General features: G+C 50.6%; 23 protein-coding genes and 1 tRNA gene. 14 read left to right on the top strand and 10 right to left on the bottom strand.

Annotated elements, in window-relative coordinates:
- The first annotated feature begins 2 nt into the window (after positions 1–2).
- From DHN43_RS15105 to DHN43_RS15095, 3 genes are all read left to right on the top strand, one after another.
- Positions 3–593 (top strand): DoxX family protein, encoded by a 591-nt coding sequence (locus DHN43_RS15105; protein ID WP_057461819.1) that lies wholly within the window; start codon positions 3–5, stop codon positions 591–593.
- A gap of 133 nt (positions 594–726) precedes the next feature.
- The gene (locus DHN43_RS15100; RefSeq protein ID WP_108819265.1) at positions 727–1,569 is read left to right on the top strand and encodes an endonuclease/exonuclease/phosphatase family protein; all 843 of its coding nucleotides are present in this window, start codon (positions 727–729) and stop codon (positions 1,567–1,569) included.
- Between the two features lie 92 nt (positions 1,570–1,661).
- Positions 1,662–2,699: a threonine aldolase family protein gene (locus tag DHN43_RS15095; protein WP_108819134.1), complete on the top strand. Its 1,038-nt coding sequence runs from the start codon at positions 1,662–1,664 to the stop codon at positions 2,697–2,699.
- Between the two features lie 575 nt (positions 2,700–3,274).
- Here DHN43_RS15095 and DHN43_RS15090 read toward each other — a convergent pair.
- Positions 3,275–3,739, bottom strand: a complete 465-nt coding sequence (locus tag DHN43_RS15090; protein ID WP_057461817.1) for an Hsp20 family protein — start codon at positions 3,737–3,739, stop codon at positions 3,275–3,277.
- A 343-nt stretch (positions 3,740–4,082) separates the two neighbouring features.
- Between DHN43_RS15090 and DHN43_RS15085 the strand changes: the two genes are divergently transcribed.
- Complete coding sequence (locus DHN43_RS15085; RefSeq protein ID WP_063290275.1) at positions 4,083–4,451, top strand: hypothetical protein; 369 nt, start codon at positions 4,083–4,085, stop codon at positions 4,449–4,451.
- Positions 4,452–4,532: 81 nt separating this feature from the next.
- Here DHN43_RS15085 and DHN43_RS15080 read toward each other — a convergent pair whose 3' ends face one another.
- Positions 4,533–5,171, bottom strand: a complete 639-nt coding sequence (locus DHN43_RS15080; protein WP_108819133.1) for a pyridoxamine 5'-phosphate oxidase family protein — start codon at positions 5,169–5,171, stop codon at positions 4,533–4,535.
- Between the two features lie 117 nt (positions 5,172–5,288).
- Here DHN43_RS15080 and DHN43_RS15075 point away from each other — a divergent pair, with 117 nt between their 5' ends.
- The gene (locus DHN43_RS15075; RefSeq protein ID WP_063301003.1) at positions 5,289–6,230 is read left to right on the top strand and encodes an alpha/beta fold hydrolase; all 942 of its coding nucleotides are present in this window, start codon (positions 5,289–5,291) and stop codon (positions 6,228–6,230) included.
- Here DHN43_RS15075 and hisN read toward each other — a convergent pair.
- Positions 6,227–7,018, bottom strand: coding sequence for a histidinol-phosphatase (hisN, locus tag DHN43_RS15070; protein ID WP_108819132.1), 792 nt, complete (start codon positions 7,016–7,018; stop codon positions 6,227–6,229). The genes DHN43_RS15075 and hisN overlap by 4 nt on opposite strands.
- 440 nt (positions 7,019–7,458) lie before the next feature.
- On the opposite strand from hisN, the gene catB reads away from it, so the two are divergent.
- Complete coding sequence (gene catB / locus DHN43_RS15065) at positions 7,459–8,082, top strand: type B chloramphenicol O-acetyltransferase (RefSeq protein WP_108819131.1); 624 nt, start codon at positions 7,459–7,461, stop codon at positions 8,080–8,082.
- A 23-nt stretch (positions 8,083–8,105) separates the two neighbouring features.
- Here catB and DHN43_RS15060 read toward each other — a convergent pair whose 3' ends face one another.
- Positions 8,106–8,921: an N-formylglutamate amidohydrolase gene (locus DHN43_RS15060; protein WP_108819264.1), complete on the bottom strand. Its 816-nt coding sequence runs from the start codon at positions 8,919–8,921 to the stop codon at positions 8,106–8,108.
- Positions 8,922–9,406: 485 nt separating this feature from the next.
- Here DHN43_RS15060 and cpdR point away from each other — a divergent pair, with 485 nt between their 5' ends.
- The 4 genes from cpdR to DHN43_RS15040 all read left to right on the top strand — a co-directional run bounded on the left by cpdR (position 9,407) and on the right by DHN43_RS15040 (position 11,236).
- Positions 9,407–9,763: a cell cycle two-component system response regulator CpdR gene (gene cpdR / locus DHN43_RS15055; protein WP_008551455.1), complete on the top strand. Its 357-nt coding sequence runs from the start codon at positions 9,407–9,409 to the stop codon at positions 9,761–9,763.
- Between the two features lie 133 nt (positions 9,764–9,896).
- A tRNA-Val gene (locus DHN43_RS15050) sits at positions 9,897–9,971 on the top strand.
- 191 nt (positions 9,972–10,162) lie between these two features.
- Complete coding sequence (gene ykgO / locus DHN43_RS15045) at positions 10,163–10,288, top strand: type B 50S ribosomal protein L36 (RefSeq protein WP_054662728.1); 126 nt, start codon at positions 10,163–10,165, stop codon at positions 10,286–10,288.
- A 90-nt stretch (positions 10,289–10,378) separates the two neighbouring features.
- Complete coding sequence (locus DHN43_RS15040; RefSeq protein WP_208995432.1) at positions 10,379–11,236, top strand: tetratricopeptide repeat protein; 858 nt, start codon at positions 10,379–10,381, stop codon at positions 11,234–11,236.
- Between the two features lie 17 nt (positions 11,237–11,253).
- On the opposite strand, the gene DHN43_RS15035 is transcribed toward DHN43_RS15040, so the two are convergent.
- Positions 11,254–11,793, bottom strand: coding sequence for a TetR/AcrR family transcriptional regulator (locus tag DHN43_RS15035; RefSeq protein ID WP_057461810.1), 540 nt, complete (start codon positions 11,791–11,793; stop codon positions 11,254–11,256).
- Positions 11,794–11,873: 80 nt separating this feature from the next.
- Here DHN43_RS15035 and DHN43_RS15030 point away from each other — a divergent pair, with 80 nt between their 5' ends.
- Positions 11,874–12,809: an oxidoreductase gene (locus DHN43_RS15030; protein ID WP_208995431.1), complete on the top strand. Its 936-nt coding sequence runs from the start codon at positions 11,874–11,876 to the stop codon at positions 12,807–12,809.
- Between the two features lie 123 nt (positions 12,810–12,932).
- Here DHN43_RS15030 and pyk read toward each other — a convergent pair whose 3' ends face one another.
- Positions 12,933–14,363, bottom strand: a complete 1,431-nt coding sequence (pyk, locus tag DHN43_RS15025) for a pyruvate kinase (protein WP_108819129.1) — start codon at positions 14,361–14,363, stop codon at positions 12,933–12,935.
- Positions 14,360–14,845: a DUF1036 domain-containing protein gene (locus DHN43_RS15020; protein ID WP_208860363.1), complete on the bottom strand. Its 486-nt coding sequence runs from the start codon at positions 14,843–14,845 to the stop codon at positions 14,360–14,362. The genes pyk and DHN43_RS15020 overlap by 4 nt, the downstream gene beginning before the upstream one ends.
- Before the next feature lie 1,002 nt (positions 14,846–15,847).
- Here DHN43_RS15020 and DHN43_RS15015 point away from each other — a divergent pair.
- The gene (locus tag DHN43_RS15015) at positions 15,848–16,114 is read left to right on the top strand and encodes a DUF2312 domain-containing protein (RefSeq protein ID WP_057462047.1); all 267 of its coding nucleotides are present in this window, start codon (positions 15,848–15,850) and stop codon (positions 16,112–16,114) included.
- Positions 16,115–16,359: 245 nt separating this feature from the next.
- Here DHN43_RS15015 and DHN43_RS15010 read toward each other — a convergent pair whose 3' ends face one another.
- The 3 genes from DHN43_RS15010 to DHN43_RS15000 all read right to left on the bottom strand — a co-directional run bounded on the left by DHN43_RS15010 (position 16,360) and on the right by DHN43_RS15000 (position 21,790).
- Positions 16,360–18,051: a DUF882 domain-containing protein gene (locus tag DHN43_RS15010; protein WP_108819128.1), complete on the bottom strand. Its 1,692-nt coding sequence runs from the start codon at positions 18,049–18,051 to the stop codon at positions 16,360–16,362.
- A gap of 243 nt (positions 18,052–18,294) precedes the next feature.
- The gene (locus DHN43_RS15005) at positions 18,295–19,947 is read right to left on the bottom strand and encodes a L,D-transpeptidase family protein (RefSeq protein ID WP_208995430.1); all 1,653 of its coding nucleotides are present in this window, start codon (positions 19,945–19,947) and stop codon (positions 18,295–18,297) included.
- Positions 19,948–20,233: 286 nt separating this feature from the next.
- Positions 20,234–21,790, bottom strand: coding sequence for a sigma-54-dependent transcriptional regulator (locus DHN43_RS15000; protein WP_108819126.1), 1,557 nt, complete (start codon positions 21,788–21,790; stop codon positions 20,234–20,236).
- Positions 21,791–22,018: 228 nt separating this feature from the next.
- Between DHN43_RS15000 and DHN43_RS14995 the strand changes: the two genes are divergently transcribed.
- Both DHN43_RS14995 and DHN43_RS14990 read left to right on the top strand, forming a co-directional pair.
- Entirely contained in the window at positions 22,019–23,866 is a 1,848-nt protein-coding gene (locus DHN43_RS14995) for a M3 family oligoendopeptidase (RefSeq protein ID WP_108819125.1), read from the top strand.
- Between the two features lie 169 nt (positions 23,867–24,035).
- On the top strand, positions 24,036–24,662 hold the full coding sequence (locus DHN43_RS14990; protein ID WP_208995429.1) for a hypothetical protein: 627 nt from the start codon (positions 24,036–24,038) through the stop codon (positions 24,660–24,662).
- Positions 24,663–24,671 lie beyond the last annotated feature (9 nt).

The raw sequence follows: 24,671 nt of genomic DNA, 5'->3' as shown, positions 1-24,671 counted from the left end.
GAATGCTTGTAAATTTATACCAGGGCGTATTTGGCTGGCTGGAGCGCGTAACTGAAGGCTGGTTTCTCGGCTTGTCTGCGCGCTTTCTTTTCGCAGGCGTCCTGTTTATGTACTTCTGGAATTCGGCGCTGACCAAGTTTGGTGATGGCGCGCTTGGGTTCTTGTTTCCTTCAACCGGTGCATATGCGCAGATCTTGCCGCATATTACCGAGGCGGCTGGATACGATATCTCTCAGATCCCGTTTTTCCCATATGGCCTGATTGTGCTTTTGGGAACTTGGGGTGAAGTTATCATTCCTGTACTGATTGTTGTCGGCTTGTTTACTCGTGCCGCAAGCATTGGTTTCATTGGCTTCGTGATTGTTATGTCCATTGTGGACGTGGTTGGTCATGGCGTTGATATGCCAACAATCGGTGCACTGTTTGATCGTCATCCATCTGCTTTGATCTTTGATCAGCGCGCACTGTGGATCTTCCTGGCAACTGTGCTTGTGATCCGTGGTCCTGGCGTGTTCTCGCTGGACTGGGTGCTGGGCAAATGGTTTGGCATTCACCACGAAACTGGTGTTTCAGACACAAAGAGCCACGCATAAGGCTACACTGAGAGCCTGACAAACCTGCGGATTTACGTATAGATATTAGAGCGTATCACTGTTGAAGTGATACGCTCTTTTTCGTTTGCGTATATGACTGGAGCATGCGCACTCAGAACTATGGGAGATCGTGTTGCAGATCATGTGCCTGAATGGTTGGGGAGGGACGCTCTACTCTGACTTGCTGCCGTATTTATCTCAGGCTGTGCCTGATGTTCTTTGTCTGCAAGAGGTGGTTCATACACCGGAAAGCGATAAGGACTGGCTGACTTATAGGGATGGCGATCACGTCTTACCTCAGCGGGCAAATTTCTTCCGTGATGTGTGTGCGGCACTGCCTGAACATGTTGCCGTCTTTTGTCCTGCTGCTCAGGGTGTGCTCTGGGATGAAGAGCAGTCTATCTCATCTCAATGGGGTCTGGCCACGTTTGTGCATCGTTCCTTTCCCATCGTTGGTCAGGTGCAAAGATTTGTGCACAAAGGTTATGCTGCGAAAAGTTATGGAGACCATCCACGCTCTCGCAGTGCGCATGGAATTCGTGTTTATGATTATGCAACAGATCGTGCCGTGAGCATCACCCATATGCATGGCCTGCGTGACTTGAATGGTAAGAAGGACACGCCAGAACGCTTTGAACAAGCGAAGCGGTTGCTCAATATTTCGCAGTCGGTTTCTGAGCCCGGTGATCTAAGAGTGGTGTGTGGCGACTTTAATGTAGAGCCTGGCAGCGAGACTATTCGTTTGTTGGAAGACGATGGTTTTGTTGAGTTGGTCAATCACTATGGGATCGAAACCACTCGGAACTCCCATTACAAAAAGCCGGGAAAATTTGCCGATTACATGCTGATCGATCGGGTTGACGAGATTATGGACTTTCAAGTGCTTCAAAAGCCTGAGGTTTCTGATCATTGTCCGCTTGTTTTGACACTGAAAACGGATGCTCAGAAGGATCAACTGCACAAAGACTCTGTATAAGTGCTGTTGACCTAGAAAGCTTATGGCGGAGAGCTGCGCCCTATAGGTCAAAAATGGCTTGAGTTCCCTCGGTTTGTTGTTATTCAAATCCTATGATTTTTGCGAGTGACAACTGGGCAGGTGCGACGAGTGCAGTTATGACTGCACTTGCGAACCATACAAGCGGTTTTGCCACCGCTTATGGGGTTGATCCATTGAGCCGCTCTATTGAGCAGCAATTCAATGATCTCTTTGAAAAAGAAGTTGCCGTGTTTCTGGTTTCTACAGGAACAGCAGCCAATTCCCTGGCGCTTGCGACCTATGCGAAGCCGGGTGGGGCAGTGTTTTGTCATGAAGATGCACACATCAATGTTGATGAGTGCCATGCTCCGGAGTTCTTTACAGCTGGTAACAAGCTGATTGGTATCGGCGGCGAGCATGGCAAACTTACGCCTGATGCGCTGCGTACAGCGATGGACAAGGTGCCGGATAATAATCCGATGCATGGCCGTCCTGCTGCGGTATCCATCTCTCAGGTGACAGAGTTTGGAACCATCTACCAGCTTGATGAAATTCAGGCACTGGCAGATGTGGCCCATTCCCGGAATGTGCCGTTGCATATGGATGGCGCCCGTTTTGCGAATGCGTTGGTGTCTTTGGATGTCTCTCCTGCGGAGATGACATGGAAAGCCGGTGTGGATGTTCTGTCCTTTGGCGGTACCAAGAACGGTTGTTGGTGTGCAGAAGCTGTTGTGTTCTTCAACCCTGAAGAGTCCGAGGGCTTTGAATATTTGCGCAAGCGGGCTGCTCAGGTCTTCTCAAAGGCGCGCTTTATTTCTGCGCAATTTGAAGGTTACCTGAAGGACGATGACTGGCTGGCTTCAGCGCGTCACGCTAACGCGATGTGTATGCGTCTTGCCAATGGTATGCGCGATATTGAAGGCGTGCGACTGCCGATCGAACCACAGGCCAACGAATTGTTCCCGGTGTTCACCAAAGCGCAGGCAGCACGTCTGGAAGCTGCCGGTGCGAAGTTTTATGATATTCCAGCGGATTTCGTCTCAGAAGATGAAGTGTTCCTACGTTTGGTGACCTGTTTTGCGACCACTCCAGAGATGGTTGACGAGTTTTTGGAGCATCTGCGCGGGTAATCGCATCTGACTGCTCAATTCGATATTACACCTTATGATTGCAGTGTCGAGCAATGCAGCATAGAATGCTGGTCTGCGGAGGGATATAAATCCGCAGACCAGCGGGGCACCTGCAAGGGGTTAGCAAGGGTGTTAGAGGCCAACCCTTGCGGTGTCAGTCCAGTGGGTTCAAGGCAAGGCCTTAAGTGAACTAACCTACCCTTCTTATTTTGCGTGTAACTTACCACTCGATAATTCTTAAGTGGCTGAGTGGTCGTAGGGAACGCGGAAATTCCAGAAAATAGAAACAGATGCAGAGAGAGTATCTTTGTGCTTGCTGAAGCGCGCATAAAGAACGCCCCGCTGGGGCAAGCGGGGCGTTGATTGTGTCTGGCCCTTACTGGGGGGAGAGGCAGCCAGACAAATCCGCATAGGAGGATTGCGGAGGAGGAACCTGTTGATTTGAGTGAGATTGATTGGCAGGGGCGTGCCAATCAATCTTGGAGAAACATCAGAAAATCTAGAATGTTACAAGGGTGGCCACTCGCAAGGGTGGGAGTTTGGGAGGAAGGTCCTCGCGAGGGCTTGGGGCTGCTTTAGTGAGCTACTGTTTCGCCTTCAATTTGTTTGTGTTCTTTTTTGTCTCCAGCCGTGATGTTGATTTTGCGCGGTTTTTTTGCCTCAGGAATTTCTCTGATGAGGTCAATGTGGAGCAATCCGTGCTCCAGACTTGCGCCAATCACTTTCACATACTCGGCGATCTGGAAGCGGCGTTCAAAAGCGCGGGAGGCGATACCCCGGTAGAGAACTTCTTTTTCGTCGCTTTCAGGCTTTTTCTCGCCGGAAACAGTCAAGACATGTTCTTTAGCTTCAATCGTCAGTTCATCTTCCTTAAAACCGGCGACTGCCATGGAGATGCGGTATGCGCTCTCTCCTGTGCGCTCAATGTTGTAAGGAGGATAGGCTGAGCCCTGTTGTTCCGTTCCTGAATCCAGCATGGAGAAAAGACGGTCGAAACCAACAGTGGAACGGTAGAGGGGGGTAAGATCGAAATGACGCATTTTATGTGTCCTCTTTTGTGTGACCAACTGGTCATCTGAGCAACGTTCACCATTCGCCGCAAAGCGCGCGGACGATGAAATTTCCTTTTGCTTACAGTGCCTTCCCATTCGTGGCGAAGGTTCTAAGCGGTGTCAGACCCACTCTGTGGCGCCTGTGATTTTGAGATGGGGACGGGGCGAATAAGTTTCAAGAGTTTTTTTCAAAATAGGTGTTTTTGCTGGAATGGCACCCTCATTTTCAGATTAACAGAACCTGAACAGGTGCTTCTGATCCCGTACATCCGCGCCTTGTTACGTTCTCCTTGTATTCAGGCAAACCCTATTGCCGACAAGGAGAGAACAGATGAATGCTTTGAAGAAAAAAGTAACCGGACTGGCCGCTGCAGCTGTTGTTGCTCTGGGAGTTTCTGGTGCGGCGGCTCCGGCAAATGCAGGCGCTCAATTCACCTACGATGGACCAAACGTAAGCGTTCAGGTCACGCAGGCTCACTATAAGAAGAACCGTCATTGGGAACATGGGCAACACCATGCATTGAACAAGAAGCAGGTGAAACGCCGTCTACGGGCCTGGGGTTATCGCAACTTCAAAAAAGTAAAGCGTAAGGGCGACGTGTATATTGTAAAAGCCAGCTGGCAGGGGCAGCACCGGGCGCGTCTGGTTGTTGATGCCTATAGCGGCTGGATCATCAAGTACCGTTATCTGGGGTACTAAGAAGCATTCCCGAGATCTTAATCTGTTTATCCGTCTGACCTGCCTTCTTGCGATCAAGGCAGGTCTTTCGGTGTTTGGGCTCTAGTATGCTGTTTCTTTAATGCGCCCCGGATAAGCCTTGTCATAGGCGTCGCCGTCAAACTCCACTTTTGACAGTGCTTGTGCCATTTGTCCGGCAGTTGGAACTGTTTTGCGGTCTACCTTTGCATCTTCTGTCCATAGGCCTGAACGGTAGATGGCTTTCTGGCACTGGTAGTAGATGGTTTCGACTGTGACGACCATGATAGATTTCGGCAGTTTACCTTCTATCTTATGAGCTTCTAGCCGGACAGGATCTGTAGAGATTTTGGCTTTTCCGTTGATGCGGATGGTTTCACCGACACCAGGGATCATAAACAGCAAAGAGACGCGTGGATCCTGAACGATGTTACGTAAACTATCGATGCGGTTGTTGCCGCGACGGTCCGGAAACTCGATGGTTTTTTCATCAATGACCTTTACAAAGCCTGCAGGGTCCCCACGTGGAGAGCAGTCGGTGCCTTCTTCAGAAACAGTTGTGAGTGCGAAGAAAGGGGAGGCTTCGATAAAGGTTTTGTAGTGCTGAGAAATATAACCGACTTCTTTATCGATCGAGATTTGCTTCGGGCTTCCATAGAGTTCTTCAAGCTGAGCGAGGCTAGTAATCTCGTGGGAAACAGATGTTAGGTCTGTGTCTTGCATGTAAATATCCTTGTTACCGCGTACTGAGATGGAAAAAACTTCCAGAAATTGCGGTTGCGGCCTGTTGCTTGGAAAGGCTATCAAATTGAGAGTGAGAGAACTAGAGGTTACGCGCTGATGGTACTGGTCAATACGGATTTCAATCGGGTTCCAGAGGGAACTGAGTCTGGTTTTATCCAGACAGAAGACAACGTGAAAATCCGTTGGGCACGCTGGGCTCCTACCGGGTCTCCGCTCAAGGGGACCGTGACTGTTGTCCAAGGCCGTACTGAGTTTATTGAGAAATACTTTGAGGTTGTTGAGGAACTGCGAGCGCGTGGGTTCTATGTGGTGGCTTTTGATCTGCGCGGGCAGGGTGGTTCTGAGCGTTTGTTAAAGAACGAGCGGCGCGGCCACGTTGAGAGCTTTGATGAGTTCGCTTTGGACCTACATGCTGTTTTGGACAATGTCTCGCTTTCTGATTGCCCTGGGCCGCACTTCCTGCTGGCACACTCAACCGGTGGCGCTGTGGTTATGCATGCTAACCGGCGGCTGAAGACCAAGATTGACCGCGCGGTGCTAACAGCTCCCCTCGTCGGCCTTGCGATGAAGGGGCGTATGGTCAAGATGGCAGGTGCGCTTGCAAAGACGCTTGTCTGGGTTGGCATGGGGAACGCTTTTGTTCCCGGCGGCAATGACAAGATCCTTGTCGACTATGACGGCAATACGCTCACGTCTGACCCGGATCGCTTCAAGCGCATGAATGCTATTCTTGAAGAAGCGCCTCAATTGGGGCTGGGTTCTCCGACGGTGAGCTGGTTCCGTGCTATGGGATTGGCGACAGAGCGCTTCAGAGAGCCTGAATTCCAGATTGAGTTCGGCGTGCCATCCTTAGTCATCGGCGCGGGAAAGGATCAGATCGTCTCGACTGACGATGCAGAGGAAGTCTGCCGCTCTTGCCCAGGTATGAGTTTTCTGGAAATTCGAGGATCTCGCCATGAGATTCTTATGGAGCGAGATCCTTATCGTGAGCAATTCTGGGCTGCATTTGATGCGTTTATTCCGGGAAGCGCGGACTAAACAGCTGCTTTTGCCAGCTTGGTGAGTAGCTCATCGTGGAGGCGCTTGTCGCCTGTGGCAAGCACCTGTCCGCCGTCTGCTGCATTGCCTCCGGTCCAGTTAGTGACGAAACCACCAGCGCCTTCGATGATTGGGATGAGGGCAAGGATGTCGTAGGTGTTCATGCCGGTCTCAATGACTGCATCAAAGCCTGCTGCTGCCACCATGGCGTAGCCGTAACAATCTGTGCTGTAGCGGGTGAGGCGAGCTTCTGTGCAGATAGAATCCCATACCGGGCGCTCGGCTTCATTGAACAAGGCTGGCTCGGTCGTGGTGATGATTGCCTCTGACAAGGATGCGCAGCTGCGGGTTTTCAGAACACGCTTGCCGAGTGGGCCAGTCATGAAAGCTTCGTTGCAATCGCCCCAAAAGCGCTCGCTGTTATACGGCTGGCTCATGATGCCTTGAGACGCTTTGCCGTTGGTTCTGAGGCCAATCAGTGTGCCCCACAACGGGGTGCCGCAGATGAAAGAGCGTGTGCCGTCGACTGGATCAAGAACCCAGACATTCTCGGCCTCTTCACGGACCTTGCCATATTCCTCGCCGATGATGCCGTGATCCGGGCGCTCTGCTTCCAGAACCGCGCGGATTGCTTCTTCTGCTGAACGATCCGCAATAGTGACTGGATCAAAGCCTGCGTCCAGCTTGTTGTCGACCTCGTAGCCACTGCGGAAGTGCTGCATGGTTTTTGCATCCGCCGCGTCAGCAAGTTTGTGAAGAAAAGCATAATCAGGACTGGGAGAGGTCATATCAATTTATCCGGTAGGAGCAGTCAATTGCATGCGCACCATAGTCAGGATTTAGAAAAGTGCAAATGTCTATGGCTCTGAGGCCGGTTTTAGTTTGCAAATGCTCTTGTTGAAACCACGCGTTGGTGTCTACGACTTACTGCTAAACTATCGTGTGAAACTCATACCAACGGCTATGATCCCTGAAAAATCAGGGTGTTGTCTCAAGGATACAAACTGGCCAATTCGTATAGGAACAGCCCGATTACGGAGCTGAATGCTTGACGTGTTTGCGATGCGATGCGAGTCTTATTGCAGCGCGACATTCAGTGTCTGCGCCGCCCTTCGCGAAGGGCGTTTCCTCCCTAGACTAAGGGCCGCCTCCAGATGAGAGCGGCCTTTTTTTTGTCTGGTTGTTAATGTTCTCCGTCGTAGGGAGGTGCAGGCAAGGGGAGAACAAGGTGTCGAATTTTTTTGAGAGTCCGTTTAAGGGAATCCCGCTTCAGGAGCAGGTGACCAATCCCAACATTATTGTTGGAAAGCATTCCTACTATTCTGGTTATTATCACGGCCACAGCTTTGATGAGTGTGCCCGATACCTACGCTCAGATGAAGAGACGCAAGACAAGCTGATAATCGGTGCGTATTGCTCTATCGGTTCAGGGGCAGCGTTTATAATGGCCGGTAACCAGGGACACCGTCCTGAATGGGCCACAACGTTTCCATTTCACTATTTTGATGAGCCTGCTTTTGAAGGAGCTCACGACGGTTTCAAACCTGCAGGTTCAACATGTGTCGGCAATGATGTCTGGATTGGTTCTGAAGCGATGATCATGCCGGGCGTGCAGATCGGTAATGGCGCATTGATTGGCAGCCGTGCAGTCGTGACTAAGAATGTACCGGCCTATGCTGTTGTGGCCGGTAATCCTGCAACAGTTGTGCGTTCCCGCTTTTCTGAAGAACAGGTTCAGATGCTTTTGGAGATGAAATGGTGGGATTGGACAGATGAAGTCCTGAAAGGGGCCATGCCTCTTATGTGTTCCTCAGATATTGAGAGGCTTTACGACTACTGGCTTGGTTTTTAGGCAGTATGGACTGGGGCTGCAGGTTATTCTGCAGCCAGAGTTTCTCTGGTAAAGCTTTCCGTTACCATCTCGACCAAGGCAGTAATGAACTCCATCAGGTCTTTGCGCAGGTCATGGAAACCTGAGTGTGGCTGGTGGGTGTGCTCATCCATGTAGAGTGCTCGGTTGATCTCAACCTGCAGCGCGTGCACACCGCGTTCTGGCTTGCCGTAGTTTTCTGTGATGTAGCCGCCAGCATACGGGCGATTGAGAGCTACGTTATAGCCCATGTTTTGCAACAGTCCGACTGCACAGGATGAAAGCCAGGCAGAACAGCTAGTCCCGAACCTATCCCCAATGACGAAGTCGGCTTTAGGGTCGTGGTTCTTGTTTGAGTTGGCGGATGGCATTGAATGGCAGTCTACCAGGACTGCGAGGCCAAACTTGTCCTGTACGTTGCTCAAAAGGCTACGCAAGGTGTTGTGGTAGGGCTTGTAGACTTGCTCAATGCGATCCAGCGCTTCTTCTGCCGGAATACGCGTGTGGTAGATCTCCCTACGCTCACCCACAATGCGGGCGATGGTTCCAAGGCCTCCTGCAACACGCAGAGAGCGCGAGTTGATGTGCTTGGGGAGCTTGCCTTCAAACATCTTTGGATCGAGCTCATAGGCCTCTCTGTTCACATCAAGGTAAGCACGCGGGAAGTTGGCTTTTAGAACCGGTGCACCTAGTTGCTCGACATCCTTGATGAGAAGATCGACAAATGCATCCTCGCTTTGTCTGATCTGGGTGGTGTCCAACCGAGAGGCTTGAAGGAACGACGAAAGGTACGCGCGCCCGGAGTGGGGGCTGTTAAAAATAAAAGGGACAGAATGTTCATCTGGGGAGAGTACCTCAAATGCGGGTACCTGATCTCCGGTGTCAAGCGCACTGCTGTAGTTCGCTATCGCCTTAATCTGATGATCTTCCAAAACTGTCACAGAGCCTACATTCCTTAATCACCGCAATCCCGCTTACTATAGAACGAGATCTGCGTATGGGCTAGACATTTGAAAGTTTGCTTATGAAATAGGCAAGAGATGCGCGAGTTTTTGCGTAGTTTGAGGGGGCGGTGTGGCGCTGGACCCTCAGTTGACGCAGAAGTCTCTTTAGAAGTGAACCTGTTTCATTTGTCCCTATTGTTTTGACAGGTATTCCCGAGTAGTTTCCTGTTCCTAACAGCGTACAGTATTCGGAATCTGTCGGATTGCGAGGGGCGAGTGCGTCTGACATATTCTATTTATTTACGGGAGTGCTCTGAAAAGAGAACCCCGTCGCTGCACCTGGAGTTTTAAGGTTGTCGAACATGTCTCGAATTCTGCTCGCGGAAGACGATAATGACATGCGCCAGTTCTTGTCCAAGGCACTTGAGAAGGCTGGGCACACTGTTGTTTCCTTTGATAATGGAAAGAGCGCATACGAACGTATTTGCGAAGAGCCCTTTGCCCTATTGCTAACTGACATTGTGATGCCAGAGATGGATGGTATTGAGTTGGCTCGTAAAGCTACTCAACTTGATCCGGACCTGAAGGTTATGTTCATCACAGGATTTGCTGCTGTTGCGCTTAATCCTGATTCCAAGGCACCTCAGGATGCAAAGGTTCTTTCCAAGCCTTTTCACTTAAAAGATTTGGTACGCGAAGTGGAAAAAATGCTTGTTTAGTTAGTTTTGAGGGGTGAATGTGGAAAGAGATAGCAAATTTCCATTTTTGGACTTGCACGTTCTCAAAATTCCTCTTATACGCCTCTCCACCGCAGCGTTTAAGCGCTGACGGACGAGCTTCTTTGAAAGTTTCGGGCGTGTAGCTCAGCGGGAGAGCACTACGTTGACATCGTAGGGGTCACAAGTTCGATCCTTGTCACGCCCACCATTTTTCGTCGGTTAACATCCTTGATGTATATCCGGCGGAGCGGACCTCGGTCTTGGTCCTGCGCCGCTTCGTAAGAATGCAGCGCGGCGAGATCAGAGGTTGTACTAATGAGGCGCTTAGCGCCTCTTTTCACTGGCGGATCGTGGTACTTCAGGATCCCTATAAAATTGACCCTAACCGGGGGTAGGATAATGAAGATTAAGAATTCTCTTAAGGCACTCATGGGCCGCCATCGTGATAACCAGATGGTACGCCGCAAGGGTCGTGTTTACATCATCAACAAAAAGAACCCACGCTTTAAAGCACGTCAGGGTTAAGTTTTCTGCGCTGATTTAAACTAAAACAGCGCGAAAAACCCTTGGTTCTAAGAGTTGCGAGCCGCATGGCAAAAGTGAGATGCTTTTGCCATGCGGTTTTTTTTGTTTGCTCGCCCAAACAGCTCCGTCACAGGGGCATCGACGTTTCCACAACTTCAGCTCTCCGGTTTCTCGGTAGGGGGCTCTTTTTCACGACAATCTGACAGGTTGAGGCGTTGCGTTGGCGCTTGTGGTGCTGTTGCGTTTGCGTGTTTCCTGCTGCTTGTGGTGGGAGTGGAGCGTTTAGGTGCTTCTGAGCGTGTTGTGGCTGTTGTGGGTCCCGTAGAGGTTCAGGTCACTCGTGGACTGCCAAAGGGGCATTCTAAGCTCAATACCGGCCCTGAGGCTGCTCTTAATGGTCCTGCCGGAGGTCCTGCTCAGATAGGGCGGTCTGCACCCGGGCATGGTGTACCCGCTCACTACACACGCGGGCAGCTTCTGGATGCCTTGTTCCTTGAGCTGAGGGATGCGGATACATTGGGTAATGCGCAATCAATCTCACGGCGCATACACAGCCTGTTCATGCAGTCTGGGAGTCATACGCTTGATCTGCTTATGATGCGTTCTGCTAAAGCCATTGAGGGGAAAGAATACGGTTTAGCGCTTGATTTGCTGGATGCGGTTGTTCGTTTAGATCCCGGGTATGTGGAAGGGTGGAACCGCCGAGCGACCGTATATTTCTTGAAAGAGGATCTGGGGCGTTCACTTGCTGACATTGAGCAAGTGCTTCGGATCGAGCCGCGCCATTATCCTGCGCTCTCAGGTTTTGCCATGATCCTTCGAAAAACTGGAAAGAACGATAAGGCACTTGAAGTGTTTCAGCATGTGCTGAGCATCTATCCGTTGCTGGAGAATGCTCAGGATGCTGTTAAAAGCTTACGTGAGGAGTTGTGGGGGCAGTATCACTAAGCTTTCAAAGACTATTCTTAGTCCAGTAGGCGGTTTACAGCTCTGGTGATGCCTGATTTATATTCTGCGTAGTTTGAGACCGTAAGAGAGAGCCCCTTGGCGAGGGTGTAGAGGATGAAGGCGTCGTCTTCTGCCTGCTCTTTGCTTCGGTTCTCATGCGTCTCCAGGATCACATCCGCAATTTTGAGCATGACCCGAGGCATGATGCCTTTACCAACAGCAGACATGACTTGCTCACCCATCTGAACCAGTTCAGCGCCATGGACAGAGTTTCTCATCAGATCGACATGCTGACCTATGATCGTGTCCAAAGCGCGTAGGATGCGAGATTTGGAGTCATTGGTCTTTTCTTCAAGAATGTCCAGTGCCTGGAGCCCAACCTCTTCAGAATACTCCTCGATTATGGTCTGGAACAACTCTTCCTTACTTCCAAACTTTTTGTAGAGCGATTGGCGTGAGAGGCCGACCGCGCTTGCTACGTCACCGACTGAGGTCTTTCGGAAGCCATATTGAGCAAAAACGCCCAATGCCTTCTTTTTATCAAAGTTTGTTTTCATGTTTACCCAGTTGACAATTTTAGTAATTATTGTCAACTTTATTATGCGGCACGAACAGGTGCCGCGCATTGGAGAATTTAATGAGCACAGTGAACAAGAGCAGCGCAGTATCCAACTGGACTGCGGATAAACTGCCTTCTCTTGAGGGTAAAACTTATATCATAACAGGCGGTAACTCCGGTATTGGGCTTGAAGCGGCAAGGATGCTTGCGAAAGCGGGTGGTGATGTTGTTATTGCCTGCCGGAATGCTGAAAAAGGTTCAGCTGCCCAGCAAGCGTTGCGAACTCAGGCGAAAGGAAGAGTAGATCTGGTCCAGCTCGACTTAAGCGATCTCTCGTCTGTTCGCCATGCAGCGGAAATCGTCGCTTCACGATACACCAAGATTGATGCTCTCATCAATAACGCTGGCATAATGCAGACACCGGAGTTGAAGAGTGTTGATGGGTATGAGTTGCAGTTTGCGACCAATCATCTGGGGCACTTTCTATGGTCAGGCTTGCTCAAACCTAATGTTGAAGCTGCAAAGGGTAGATTTGTTGTGGTTGCCAGCCTTGTGCACAAAATGGGGAAGATCAACTTTAACGACCTGATGATGCGTGAAAATTATGCGCCTATGAAAGCCTACTCGCAAAGTAAGCTGGCCACTTTGATGTTTGGGCTGGAGCTTCAGCGACGTTTGTCGGATGCGGGGAGTGCTTCGTTTGTAGCTATGGGGCATCCAGGTTATTCAGCCACTAATTTGCAGAGTACAGGTCCGACAGGTTGGATGAACATGGCGTATAAGTGGATGAATAGCATGTTCGCGCAGTCTGCTGAGCGAGGTGCGCTGCCAACGGTGCTTGCTGCGGCTGGAGTGGAAGTTGAGCCGAATGGCTACTATGGCCCAACAAAGCGCATGGAGACTGTTGGACCGGTTGGAAAAGCGCAGATCGCTAGCCATGCGCTGAACCCAGAGGTTGCTCGTCGTCTTTGGAGTGAGAGTGAATGGCTCACAGACTTCAAATGGGCGTTTTAAAGCAAGGATGTGTTTTGTGAAGTTCGTTGCGTTGGAGCAAGCCCATTTAATCGATTGAAAGAAAAAAGCCCGTGATACGAAATCACGGGCTTTTTATTGCTTTAAGATGTGTTCTTTGACGACTTAAGCGTCTTTGGAGCCCACGAATGCGATACGCAGCATGTTTGTGGAACCTGGGGTGCCGAATGGAACACCAGCGGAAACCAGAACGCGCTGACCTGGCTTTGCAAAACCTTCGGTGTTTGCAAGACAGCATGCGCGGTCGATGAGGTCTTCCTCAGTCGCAGCATCCTGATTGGCCACACAGTGCAGACCCCAACCGATGGTCAGACGACGAACTGTGGAGATTTCAGGAGAGAACGCAATGATTGGTGTTGCAGGGCGCTCGCGGGATGCGCGCAGTGCTGTACCACCAGATGCGGTGTAGGAAATAATCGCTGCCAGATCCAAAGTTTCAGCGACTTGGTGAGCTGCAGCAGTGATTGCGTCAGCGCCGGTTGCTTCTGGTTCTGTACGTTGAGCGTGGATGATGGAACGGTAGTTCTCGTCCTGCTCAACTTCCACGGCGATTTTGTCCATGGTTGTAACGGCTTCTGTCGGGAAGTCACCTGCAGCTGATTCAGCGGAAAGCATCACTGCGTCCGCACCTTCAAACACTGCATTTGCCACGTCAGAAACTTCTGCGCGGGTTGGCACCGGAGACGTGATCATGCTTTCAAGCATCTGCGTTGCAACAACAACTGGCTTACCAGCTTTGCGGCATGCGCGGATCATACGCTTCTGAAGGCCTGGAACCTGCTCAAGTGGCATTTCAACGCCAAGGTCACCACGGGCAACCATGATTGCATCGGACAGCTCGATGATCTCAGAGAGACGATCAATTGCCTGAGGCTTCTCGATTTTTGCCAGAACGCCAACGCGGCCCTGAGTGGTGTTGCGAACTTCGATGAGGTCTTCTGGACGCTGTACGAAGGACAGTGCGACCCAGTCAACTTTTGCATCGAGAGCTGCAAGGAGATCTGCGCGGTCTTTTTCGGTCAATGCACCAACAGGGATCTCTGTATCTGGAACAGAAACGCCTTTACGGTTAGAGATCTTACCGCCCACTTCAACAGTGGTCACGCAGCGCTGTGGAGACGCTTCAGTTACACGCAGGCAAACTTTGCCATCATCTACAAGAAGGCGGTGGCCAACTTCGAGGCTGCCAAGAATTTCTGGGTGTGGGAGGTATACGCGGGATGCGTCACCTGGAGCGTCGTTTGCGTCTACAACAAAGGTTGCGCCATTTTCTAGAATTGGCTTTGCGTCATCTGCGAAAGTGCCAACGCGCAGTTTAGGACCCTGCAAGTCAGCGAGAATGCCGATTGGACGGCCTACTTCTGCTTCTACTTCGCGGATGCGACCAACCAAATTGTTGAGAACTTCGTGGGAGGAATGGCTCATGTTGATGCGGAAAACATCTGCACCTGCAAGCCATAGCTTTTTGATTGCTTCTTTTTCGGAAGACGCCGGGCCGAGAGTTGCTAGAATTTTGACCCGTCTATTACGCTTCATCGTCCACCTGTTCCTTGCTCTACCGGCTCCGTCAGCTGGACCGTCCAGCTGCTTTGCTCGCCTGTATCTATTTCAAAGAAACCTGTTCGCTCATAACCGCGAGCGACACAGTCTTCTATACCGCGAATGGTGAACTTTTTTTGACGTACACACATATACGCCTTGCCATCCCATTCGCCATTTTGATCCGTTTGTACTGCGTACAAGTAATAGTAGCGTGACGCCAAATCCCCGGACACCAGTGTGTCGCAGGTGTTTTTGTCGATGGTCCACCATCCTTCGGTGATCCAATCGGCGCCATCGCGGTAGCCTATTGCGATGTTAACTGTGCTTTCGGTCTTATTGCATGCACGAAAGTCCGCTTTAGCAGAGGGGATCTGCTGAAAGCTCAGAACTCCAAAAGCAACACAGGCAAGAGCCAGTGAATTTTTCCGAAAACGGTTTATTACAGCAGATGCGAAGTCGTTTCTGGATGTTCTCATAACAGTCATATGTACAGCTACAAACGGCAGTTTAATGCGTTCAGTTGATGCCCTTGTCAACGTGGTTCAGCCCATGGCCGACGTGATTTCGAGCACGACTAAAGGGTAATACAGGTTGTTCTGAGTAAAGAACGTTGCCCCAGCTCACCATTGACCATGCAAAAACGGCAGGATGATGAATTGGCTTAAACCCGACATGTCATGCTTTGGTTGCGCCACCCTTACTCTGGATGAGTGTGGACGACCCCCGTCAACATTTGAAATATGATCCAAAAGTCGGACCTTACCTCTAGGAATCTGAATATCTTTATTGGCCTGAGTTCTACATGGAATCAAGCGAAAAGCCAAAAAACAGTGTTACCTCCCACAGTTCCTCCCTTTTTTGGCTGTGATTTTTTGAAAGATAAGACAAAGAGATAAACATCATTTCGGACAATTGTCCGGTTTGAACCGCTCAATAATGAGCATCAGGAGATTAGCAAAACTCGTATTACGTAGCGGAGCCGAAAGTTGTTTCTTGATGCTGCGACACTTTGTCGGGTTTTGATTGAGGCAAATGTTCCGCTGAATGGAAATCGCGAATTTGTTATCTTAAATTTCCGAGTGAAGACTTTTAGTTAGTAGGCTGGTTCACTGATATATTTAGATGGCGAATTTGTCGCGCAGATTTATCTTTGGACAATTGTGTGTATGTTTTGACTGCGGTATCAATGCGTACGTAGCGGCACCTATTTTTATGGCAACCTGTAGAGGCTACCTGACAATGAATGTCAGATAGAGAAAACAGGCCACAATGCTAAGGTGAATTTCCGTCAGGTGAGTGCCAATAGATTGTGCGGCAATTGAGGCAGCTGTTTTATATTCCCATTGAAATTCAGTTCATCCCCCAGAACCTGTAAAGGTTGCTGAAAAGAGGTCGTGAACGGTTGACCCGTGTGCTCAGTTCTGGCAGCAAGACAACAAGGTTAATGGTGTTTCGCACGAACGTAAGGTGGATTTCATATGTCAGATGCCGGTGGTGTAGCAGCAGATCAGCTGCGCGCATTTATTGAACGTATTGAACGTCTTGAAGAAGAGAAAAAAGTTATCGCGGACGACATCAAGGATGTTTACGCGGAATCTAAGGGTAACGGCTTTGACGTGAAGGTGATGCGCAAAATCGTTTCTTTGCGTAAGCGTAAGCCGCATGAGCGTGAAGAAGAAGAGGCAATCCTCGATCTTTACCTGCATGCACTCGGCATGGCTGGCCCAGTAATGGAAGACGCATAAGCGCTCCAACTGGTGAGAGCAACGCGTGTGTATGCGCGAGCTGCTTGTTAGCACGAATTCTCAAAGAGGCTCCTTACTGCGGTGAGGGGCCTTTTTTGTGCTTGCAAGGAGAGCGTGGTTGAGCAGCGCCTGAACAGGCAGTGCTGATTGGCTTTGTTGGTTAAGGCTGAGCTAGCTGAGGACAAGGCGAGTGCTTCCACGGCATTTTGATGCCGTGCTGACGAGCATTCATTACAACGTGATGCCTATCTGGAGGAGACTTTCATCTCGCCTGTGTAGATTGAGTCCAGCCATGCGATTGCTGATCCGCGGTTGATCCGTTTGCGAATTGAGCGATATGGCGTTTGGGTCAGAGCGTTCTTTAAAACCGTTGTTACAGGGCTCATCAGAACTGCCAGTTGGTTCTGGTCCGGGTGCTGCATCGTGATGGTACGACGGTTTCTTGCTGTCCATGTTGGATCAAGCATCAGCACTGCGTTTGGCTCTGGAGCTGAATGGAAACCTACCAACGGTGATCCGTAGGCCGGGGCCTTTGTCACAACAGTCTGTTGAGCTGGTTGTGATTTCGGAATTAAATCTGGCAGACGCTGCTCTGCGAAGAGTGCCTGTGCGGAGAGCGCAGTTTTTTTGTTGAACTTGCTCTTTGGTAGATCTGCAGTCGCGGCAGGAGAGGCGTAGGCAAGCTGTGCGCCTACAAGAGGACGCAGGCTATCAGGTGTTTGCTCGCCAGTTGCTGCAATGATCGCTGCAATGCCATCCTTCGGTGTTTCCACTTTTGGTGGAATGACTTGAGCCCGCTTTTGAGCTGCAGGGGTGGCCGCCGGCAAAGCGGCGACCTGAAGGATTTGTTGCGGTTTTATGCGCGGACGAGCGGAGGCAAACAGATTGAGATTCTGCTCCGTTGGTGCAGGCGTAGCCTCACTCTCATCCTGTGGCTTTGCATATGGTGTTGCTGAAGCCAAAACAGCAGGTGAGGCTGCTTCTGGAACCGGGCTTGCTGCTGGCTGAGTTGCCAGCAACGCCACTTTAGGCTGCGGAATAGCGTTGAACTCGGTTTCTACCCGGCGGCTTGGATCTGGCTCACGCGCTTTTGGTGCTTTTGTTGCCGGAGTTGGTGCCGGTTTGCTTCCTTCGTTACTGCCTGAATTGCTGAACAGGCGCGAGAAGAAGCTTCCACCACTGTTGGACGAACTTGCCCGGGCACTTGCTTTTGATGATGACGTGGAACGACTGGCAACGCTGGTTGAGCGGCCTGAGTCTTTCCGTTTTACAGCAGCAAGTGTCTGCTTGTAACGCGCCATAGGTTTTCCATCGGAAGGGACGTGAATGGTGTCACCCTTTGGAAATACCTTTGCCAGTTGAGAGCGACTCATGCGTGGCCAATGGCGCACAGAGCCAGTGTCCATGTGAACAAACGGCGTGTTTGAGCGCGGGTAGTAGCCAACGCCGCCAACATGCTGGCGCAAACCAAGTGCACGTAGTTTGGCTGTGCTTACACCGGGAATGAAGAAGTCCATTGCGCGGCCTCTGGTGTGCTGGCTGTTTTTAGCCACACCACTGGAGCGCTTACGGAGCATGTTGTTGGTTTTAGGCGACCGGTAAGCTGAGACAACATGGATGTACTTGCTTGTGCCTGCTTTCTGGTACACTTCCCAGATGAGGTCAAACAGTTCAGGATCCATTTTCGTTGGCTCTTTTTGGCGCCAATCCCGAAGGAAATTATTGAGCTTGCGAAGGCCTTCTTTGTCATAGCGGCCATTCCGCTTGAAGGTAATTTCCGCCCGCTCTTTCGTGTGGGTGAAGTACAGCTTGAGCGTGCGTGTGCTCGCACCGGCCGAAGCAATTGAGGTGAGGAAGAGCGCACAAAGAACCGCTGCGACCAGCATTGAAATGCCAGGCAGACGTTTACCAAAGTCCGAGCGCCCGAATGCAATCATGTCACGCAATTGAATCTCGCTTTCGCGTTATCGGCTAAAACCTTACCCCAGAGCCCCACCTCTTTATCTAGTGCGGACAAGGTTAATGAGCCTTTACTTTAGTTACAATTAACGCGAACTAGTGACTTCACGGCAACAATCCAAGTTTTTTGCCAGAATCCGCTATTTACATGCGACAAATGCGCGCGAATCCGCACGCATAAGTCGTCATATTACTGTGGATACATGTGGATAGTGACAATTTTAAAGATTCAGAGCGTCGATCGTCGCCTGGTTATGTCCGTAGATATCCGGACGTCTTTGCAGCTTTCCAGCTTCATCCACAAATGCGGTGAAGTAGGAGATATGCACCGGGATATCCCTTTGCAAATTCACCTGGGTCTGCTTCTTGCCGACAAGTGAGCGGATGTAATTACCCGTCATCGTGTTTTGCGTGGCCATCAAGGCGTCAGCAAACTCAAACGGGTTCTGCACGCGGACACAGCCGTGAGAGAACGCGCGCTCAGACCGGTTGAACAGCGACTTGGACGGTGTGTCGTGCAAGTAGACGTTGTGTTTGTTTGGGAACATGAACTTGATTTTGCCAAGCGCGTTGCCGCGACCTGGGCGCTGACGGATGCGGATCTGCTTGAAGGTCACGGCATCCCAGTTCACACGGCGAGGATCAACGATCTTGCCGCCATACACGATCTCGTAGTTGCCCTTTTGCAGGTAGCTTTGTGGGTTGCTTGCGCGCAGTTCCGGCAAAAGTTCTTTTGAAGCGATGGAATATGGGACGTTCCAGTATGGATTTACGATCACATGCTGCATCTTGTCTGAAAAGACCGGTGTTTTGTTGGAGCGTTTTCCAACAACGACGCGGGTCTCATAAAGAACAAAGCCATCCATGTTCAAACGAACCATGAACTCTGGAATATTCACGCGCAGATGGGTTTCGCCCAGCTCGCGCGGCATCCAGCGCCAGCGTTCCATGTTTGCAATAACGTCATTGATTGGGTCACCGCTAACGCGCCCATTGAGGGCAAGCAGTGTGCGTGGGCCAACCGCACCATCTGGATGAAGACCGTTTGCAGCCTGGAAGGCTTCAACGGCATAAGCCAGATCTTGCGTATAGACGTTCATCTGAGATTCAACTGTCGGAACGCTCAGGCGTTCGCGAAGAACGGCGACGCGGGAGCTTTTTACTCCAAGTTTCAGGACTTTGCCGGCTGGAATGACAACTTGCTCTTCAAGGCTGCCACTTTCAGTGTGTTCTCTTAGTTCGGCTAGCTGCTTTTTCAGCGCTTTGTATTCTGGATGCGGAGGGTTGAAGGCCGCAAGAGTTTTTGCCGGAGCAACCGAGTGCGCTATGGATGTCAGCGCTTCAATCGGGTCTGGCCTTTCCGGACGAAGGGTAATGTCCTCCGAAATCGCATAGGGGCTGACGCGGCCTGCCTGAGCATCCTCTGCGTATTTGAGGATCGAATGGGTCAGCTCAAGTTCTGCTTCCGCGATTTGCTCTGGGGTTGCTTTGCCATCTGCATTGAAGCCTGCTGCTGGCACCGGGTAGTCGGCGGCGTGCAGGCCTTCTTTATCGGCTGATTGCAGAATTTCCATAACGGACAAAGCGCTGGTGGAGAGCTTGCCTTTCAGGATCCAGGCAGGCTGGAAGCTTCTGTTTTCATAGAACAGTTTTGCAGCTGCTGCTTCGCGTTTTGCATGAAAGTTCTGGCGGCGGTGTTTTTTGCTAAGCGCCTGCTGAATTTCCTGCGCAACAGGATTTGACTGAGCGAGGTTTACTTGCTCGAGCTGCTCGTCAAAATTGTCAGGAATTGCCGCTTGCGCAGAATACATAGTTGACGAAAGCGCAATAACTGCCCCTGCGAGCAATGCTGATGTGCTCGTTCTACCAAACATTTATGACTACCCACCTGATAACTCTTTGATCTTTATAGGCACAAGAAGAATGCCCAAAAAATTAAGAGTGTTGTTTTGCCCAAACTTATATTTATTACGCATATACACTAATGCGTTTTGAGATAGCACGACAGCGCGATGTTTTAAATTCAAGGATCAGTGATATGAACTTAAACCCACGGTTTTTTGTTAGTCGCTATGCTTTATCGATTTCTTGAGATGCACGCGCGCCTGTGGCTTGCGTGAGACTTACCCATTAGCTTCTAACCATCCAGCAAACTGAGCTTTAGTGCGCAGTTTTGCTTTCCGGAGTTTCTTCCAGACCGTATTCCTTCAGCTTGCGATAAAGCGTTGAGCGCCCGATGCCCAAACGCTTAGCAACCTCGGTCATACGGCCTCCGTAATGGGAGATCGCTGTCCGGATCATTTCCTCTTCAACACTGATGAGCGTACGCACGTGGCCTTCGCCATCGAGTGAACGCATGTATCCAAAGGGAGGTTGCTCCGCGTCGAAGGCTGAAACGGCTTCGACCTGAAGAAATCGTTCGTCCTGCTGTTCCTCCCATTTACTCGCTACACTTAGGGATGAAGAATAGACGTCAGCTTGCGCTTCTTTGTTTCCGGCAGGCGGTGCTGCCGCGTAACTCATTGGCGTATCAGTCGCTTGAGCTATTTGCGGGAAGTCATCGCATGTCAGGCTTGGACCATCGCACAGGACAACGGCGCGGAATACTGCGTTTTCAAGTTGGCGAATGTTGCCAGGCCAGTCATAACTCTTAAGCATATTGACCGTGTTAGAAGTGATGCCCGTGACTTGAGGCTTGCTTTCTTCTGCAGCAAAACGCGCCAGAAAATGGCGAGTAAGCTCAGGAATATCCTCACTACGATCTCGCAGGGGTGGGATCCAGATTGGGAAGACGTTGAGGCGATAGTACAGATCTTCCCGGAACTTACCTTCTTTCACCTGATCGATCAGACGACGGTTTGTTGCCGAGATCAGGCGGAAGTCTACTTTTATCGGCTTGCGTGCACCAACTGGGTCGACTTCACCCTCTTGCAGAGCGCGCAGGAGTTTTACCTGTACTTCCAGTGGGAGCTCGCCGACTTCGTCTAAGAAGAGAGTGCCGCCGCTGGCTTCCTGAAACTTGCCCATGTGTTTATCGACAGCGCCGGTGAATGCACCTTTCTCGTGACCAAAGAGAATAGATTCCACCAGATGGTCTGGAATAGCGCCACAGTTTACGGTGACAAACGGCTTGGATCGGCGCTCGCTGGAACCTTGAATAGCGCGCGCGATCAGTTCTTTGCCGACACCAGACTCGCCTTCGATGAGAATTGGAATGTTGGAGGAGGCAGCTCTTTCGCCCAATCGCAGGACACGATCCATCGGCTCGGAACGTGTGACGATATTATCGAAGGTGAGGGTGCCTTCTGTGTGTTTGCGGATGCGGGTGAGTTCGCCTTCCAGCGTAGCAACTTTGAGAAGGTTGGTGATGGACACCTGCAAGCGCTCAGGGCGGCTTGGCTTTACAACGAAATCCTGTGCACCAGCGCGCATTGCTTCGATAACAGTTTCGATGCTGCCGTTGGCTGTTTGAACAATGACAGGGACTGCATTCTTAGCGTCGCGGGTTTCTTTCAGAACCTGAAAGCCATCAACTTCTGGCATCATCAGATCAAGGATGACCAGATCGATTTCTGATTGGGCGCTTCCTGTAAGGATTTCCAGCGCTTCGCGACCATCGACACAGCTTTTAGAACGGTACCCAAACCGCTTTACGGCTTCTTCCAGCAAGCGTCGTTGGACCGGATCGTCATCTACGATCAAAATGCGCTGTGCCATGGGAAATCCCTTCAAATCGATTGGGCAGTAATGCATAGTGTGCCAATTCAGGTCATCCTGCACCTAATTTGGTAAACAAATTGCCCACTTCATTTTGGGGATCTTGTTAAAAGACGCCATTGCATGTGTAAGGATTGGACGCATATTAAAACGGTGTACTGCAGAACTTGTTTTGCAGACCTCAGGTTTCTTTTCTGGCGCAATGCCATCCCATAATCGGACGCTCATATGACACTCAAGCACGTCACTCCATTTTCCATCACCTATCAAAGCGCTGATGCAGCCACGGCAGGCTCTGCCCTTGGTGAACTGCCGGAGTGGGACCTTTCAGTTTTTTACAGCTCTATTGATGATCCTGCGATTGATCAGGATATGGCGCGTGCGAAAGAACTGGCGGAGCAGTTTGAAGCAGACTGCAAAGGCAAGCTTGCTGAAATTGCAACACGTTCTGGCGATGAGCTCGCCGAAATTGTGCGTCGTTATGAGGAACTTGAAGATCTGATGGGGCGTATCGGCTCTTTTGCCGGTCTGGCTTACACCAGCATCACAACAGATCCAGCTCGTCAGAAGTTTTATGGCGATGTGCAGGAAAAGCTGACGACTGCGAGCCTTCACATGCTGTTCTTCTCGCTTGAGATGAACAAGATTGAAGACGAGGTTCTGGGAAAAGCGCTGAACTCTGAAAAGTTAGCGTATTATCGCCCCTGGCTGGAAGACCTGCGCAAAGAACGCCCGCATGAGCGCAGTGAGGAAATTGAGCAACTGTTTCATGAAAAGCACGTGACCGGTGCTGCCGCTTGGAACCGGTTGTTTGATGAGACAATTTCTGGTTCTCGTTATGAGATTGATGGTGACGAGCTTTCCATTGAGCAGACCTTGAACTTGCTGCAAGGACCTGATGGGGACATGCGCAAGAAGGCTGCTGAAGCGCTTGCGAAAACGTTCGGCAAAAATCTGAGCATCTTTACGCTGATCATGAACACGCTGGCGAAAGATAAAGATACTTACGACCGCTGGCATAACTTTGATGATATTGCTGACAGCCGCCACCTTGCCAACCGTGTTGAGCGTGAAGTTGTTGATGCGCTGGTTGATGCAGTCCGTGCTGCTTATCCGCGTTTGTCGCATCGTTACTATGCAATGAAAGCAAAGTGGCTTGGCGTTGAGAAGATGAACTTCTGGGATCGTAACGCGCCATTGCCACAAGCTGATACGCGCGATATTCCATGGGATGAAGCAAAAGGCACGGTTCTGGACGCTTATGCGAAATTCTCGCCGGAGCTTTCTGAAATTGCAGGGCAGTTCTTCGATAAAAACTGGATTGATGCTGCCTCCCGTCCGGGGAAGTCACCAGGTGCGTTTTCTCACCCAACCGTGCCAAGCGCACACCCGTTTGTGCTGATCAACTATCAGGGCAAAATTCGCGATGTGATGACACTGGCGCATGAGCTTGGACATGGGGTTCATCAGGTTCTTGCAGCGCCAAATGGTGCGCTGATGGCACCGACCCCGCTGACACTGGCTGAGACCGCTTCCGTGTTTGGTGAGATGCTGACTTTCAAGGACCTGCTTGCAAAGGCTGAGACATCTGAAAAACGGCAGATCATGCTGGCTGCCAAAGTGGAAGACATGCTGAACACGGTTGTGCGCCAGATTGCGTTCTATACCTTTGAACGTCAGTTGCATGAACTGCGTAAGGAAGGCGAGCTGACCGCTGAGCAGATCTCTGCGATCTGGATGGGTGTTCAGGAAGAAAGTCTCGGTGAAGCGATTGATCTGGAAGGTGGCTATGAGAACTTCTGGACCTACATTCCGCACTTCATCCATTCGCCGTTCTATGTTTACGCCTATGCCTTCGGTGATTGCCTCGTGAACTCGCTCTATGCGGTTTACGAAGAAGCTGAGGATGGCTTCCAGCAGAAGTATTTCGATCTGCTGAAAGCGGGCGGCACCAAGCACCACAGTGAACTGCTGGCGCCATTTGGCCTGGATGCAACCGACCCGGCCTTCTGGCAGAAAGGTCTGGCTGTGATCGAGCGTTTCATTGATGAGCTGGAAGAGATGGATAAGGCGTAAGGTCTATCTAGTTTGAATTAGGAGGCGGGGGCTTTGGCTCTCGCCTTTTTTTGGGGGGGATAAGGACGTTTTCCCAAGCTAAGTGATCTTTTCCATCAGAAATCATAGGCACTAGCTAACAGCATTTGCATTTACAGTGAAGCCATACTGATGATGTCAGGGGCGGAATATGCGCAAATGGTTTGGAATGATTATCCTTACGCTTCTTGTAGGAGCTTGTGGCACCTTCTCCAGCTTTCAATGGCAGTTAGATGGTTTTCCGATTGATCCAAATAAGAACTATATTGTGTGGCGCTTTGGCAGCGTGGAGCTAGATAAGTCAGCTGTGTTTTGTAAAGTAGACACTGAAGGTCGGTTTGAAGATTGTCAGAGCGACAAAAACAGCAATAATAACAAATTATTCGTCAGTTTTTTCGGCAGTCCTCGAGTTGTCTTTAAGTACAAAAATGAGCATTTTTTAATCATCAATTCACAGAATACCCGCTCTGGAAAATACGCATTTGTTTATGGAAGCTCTGGGAATGCGTATGGGCAACGAAAACGCGTACTAAGGCTGGAAGATGCGACATATGTGGGTGACTTTGCACCGGGCACAGTAACCGTGATCCCTTTTGGATGGGAGAACCGACATAGTGCAGCAGGTCTGAAAAAAACAGTTGAGGCAGGCATGCGACAAGCATTTGGCAAAAAGGCTGATGTGTTGAAAGTAGGGGTTGCGCAGAAAGTGCCCGTCAAATGCGACACGATAAGTCATGGGTTCTGGAAAGGTTCCGAAACGACTTGTCAGGTCAAATGAAGTAGCCGC

The organism is Pseudovibrio sp. Alg231-02 (genome assembly GCF_900143565.1).
Classification (GTDB): Bacteria; Pseudomonadota; Alphaproteobacteria; order Rhizobiales; family Stappiaceae; genus Pseudovibrio.
This window is presented reverse-complemented; position numbering and strand designations above follow the sequence as displayed.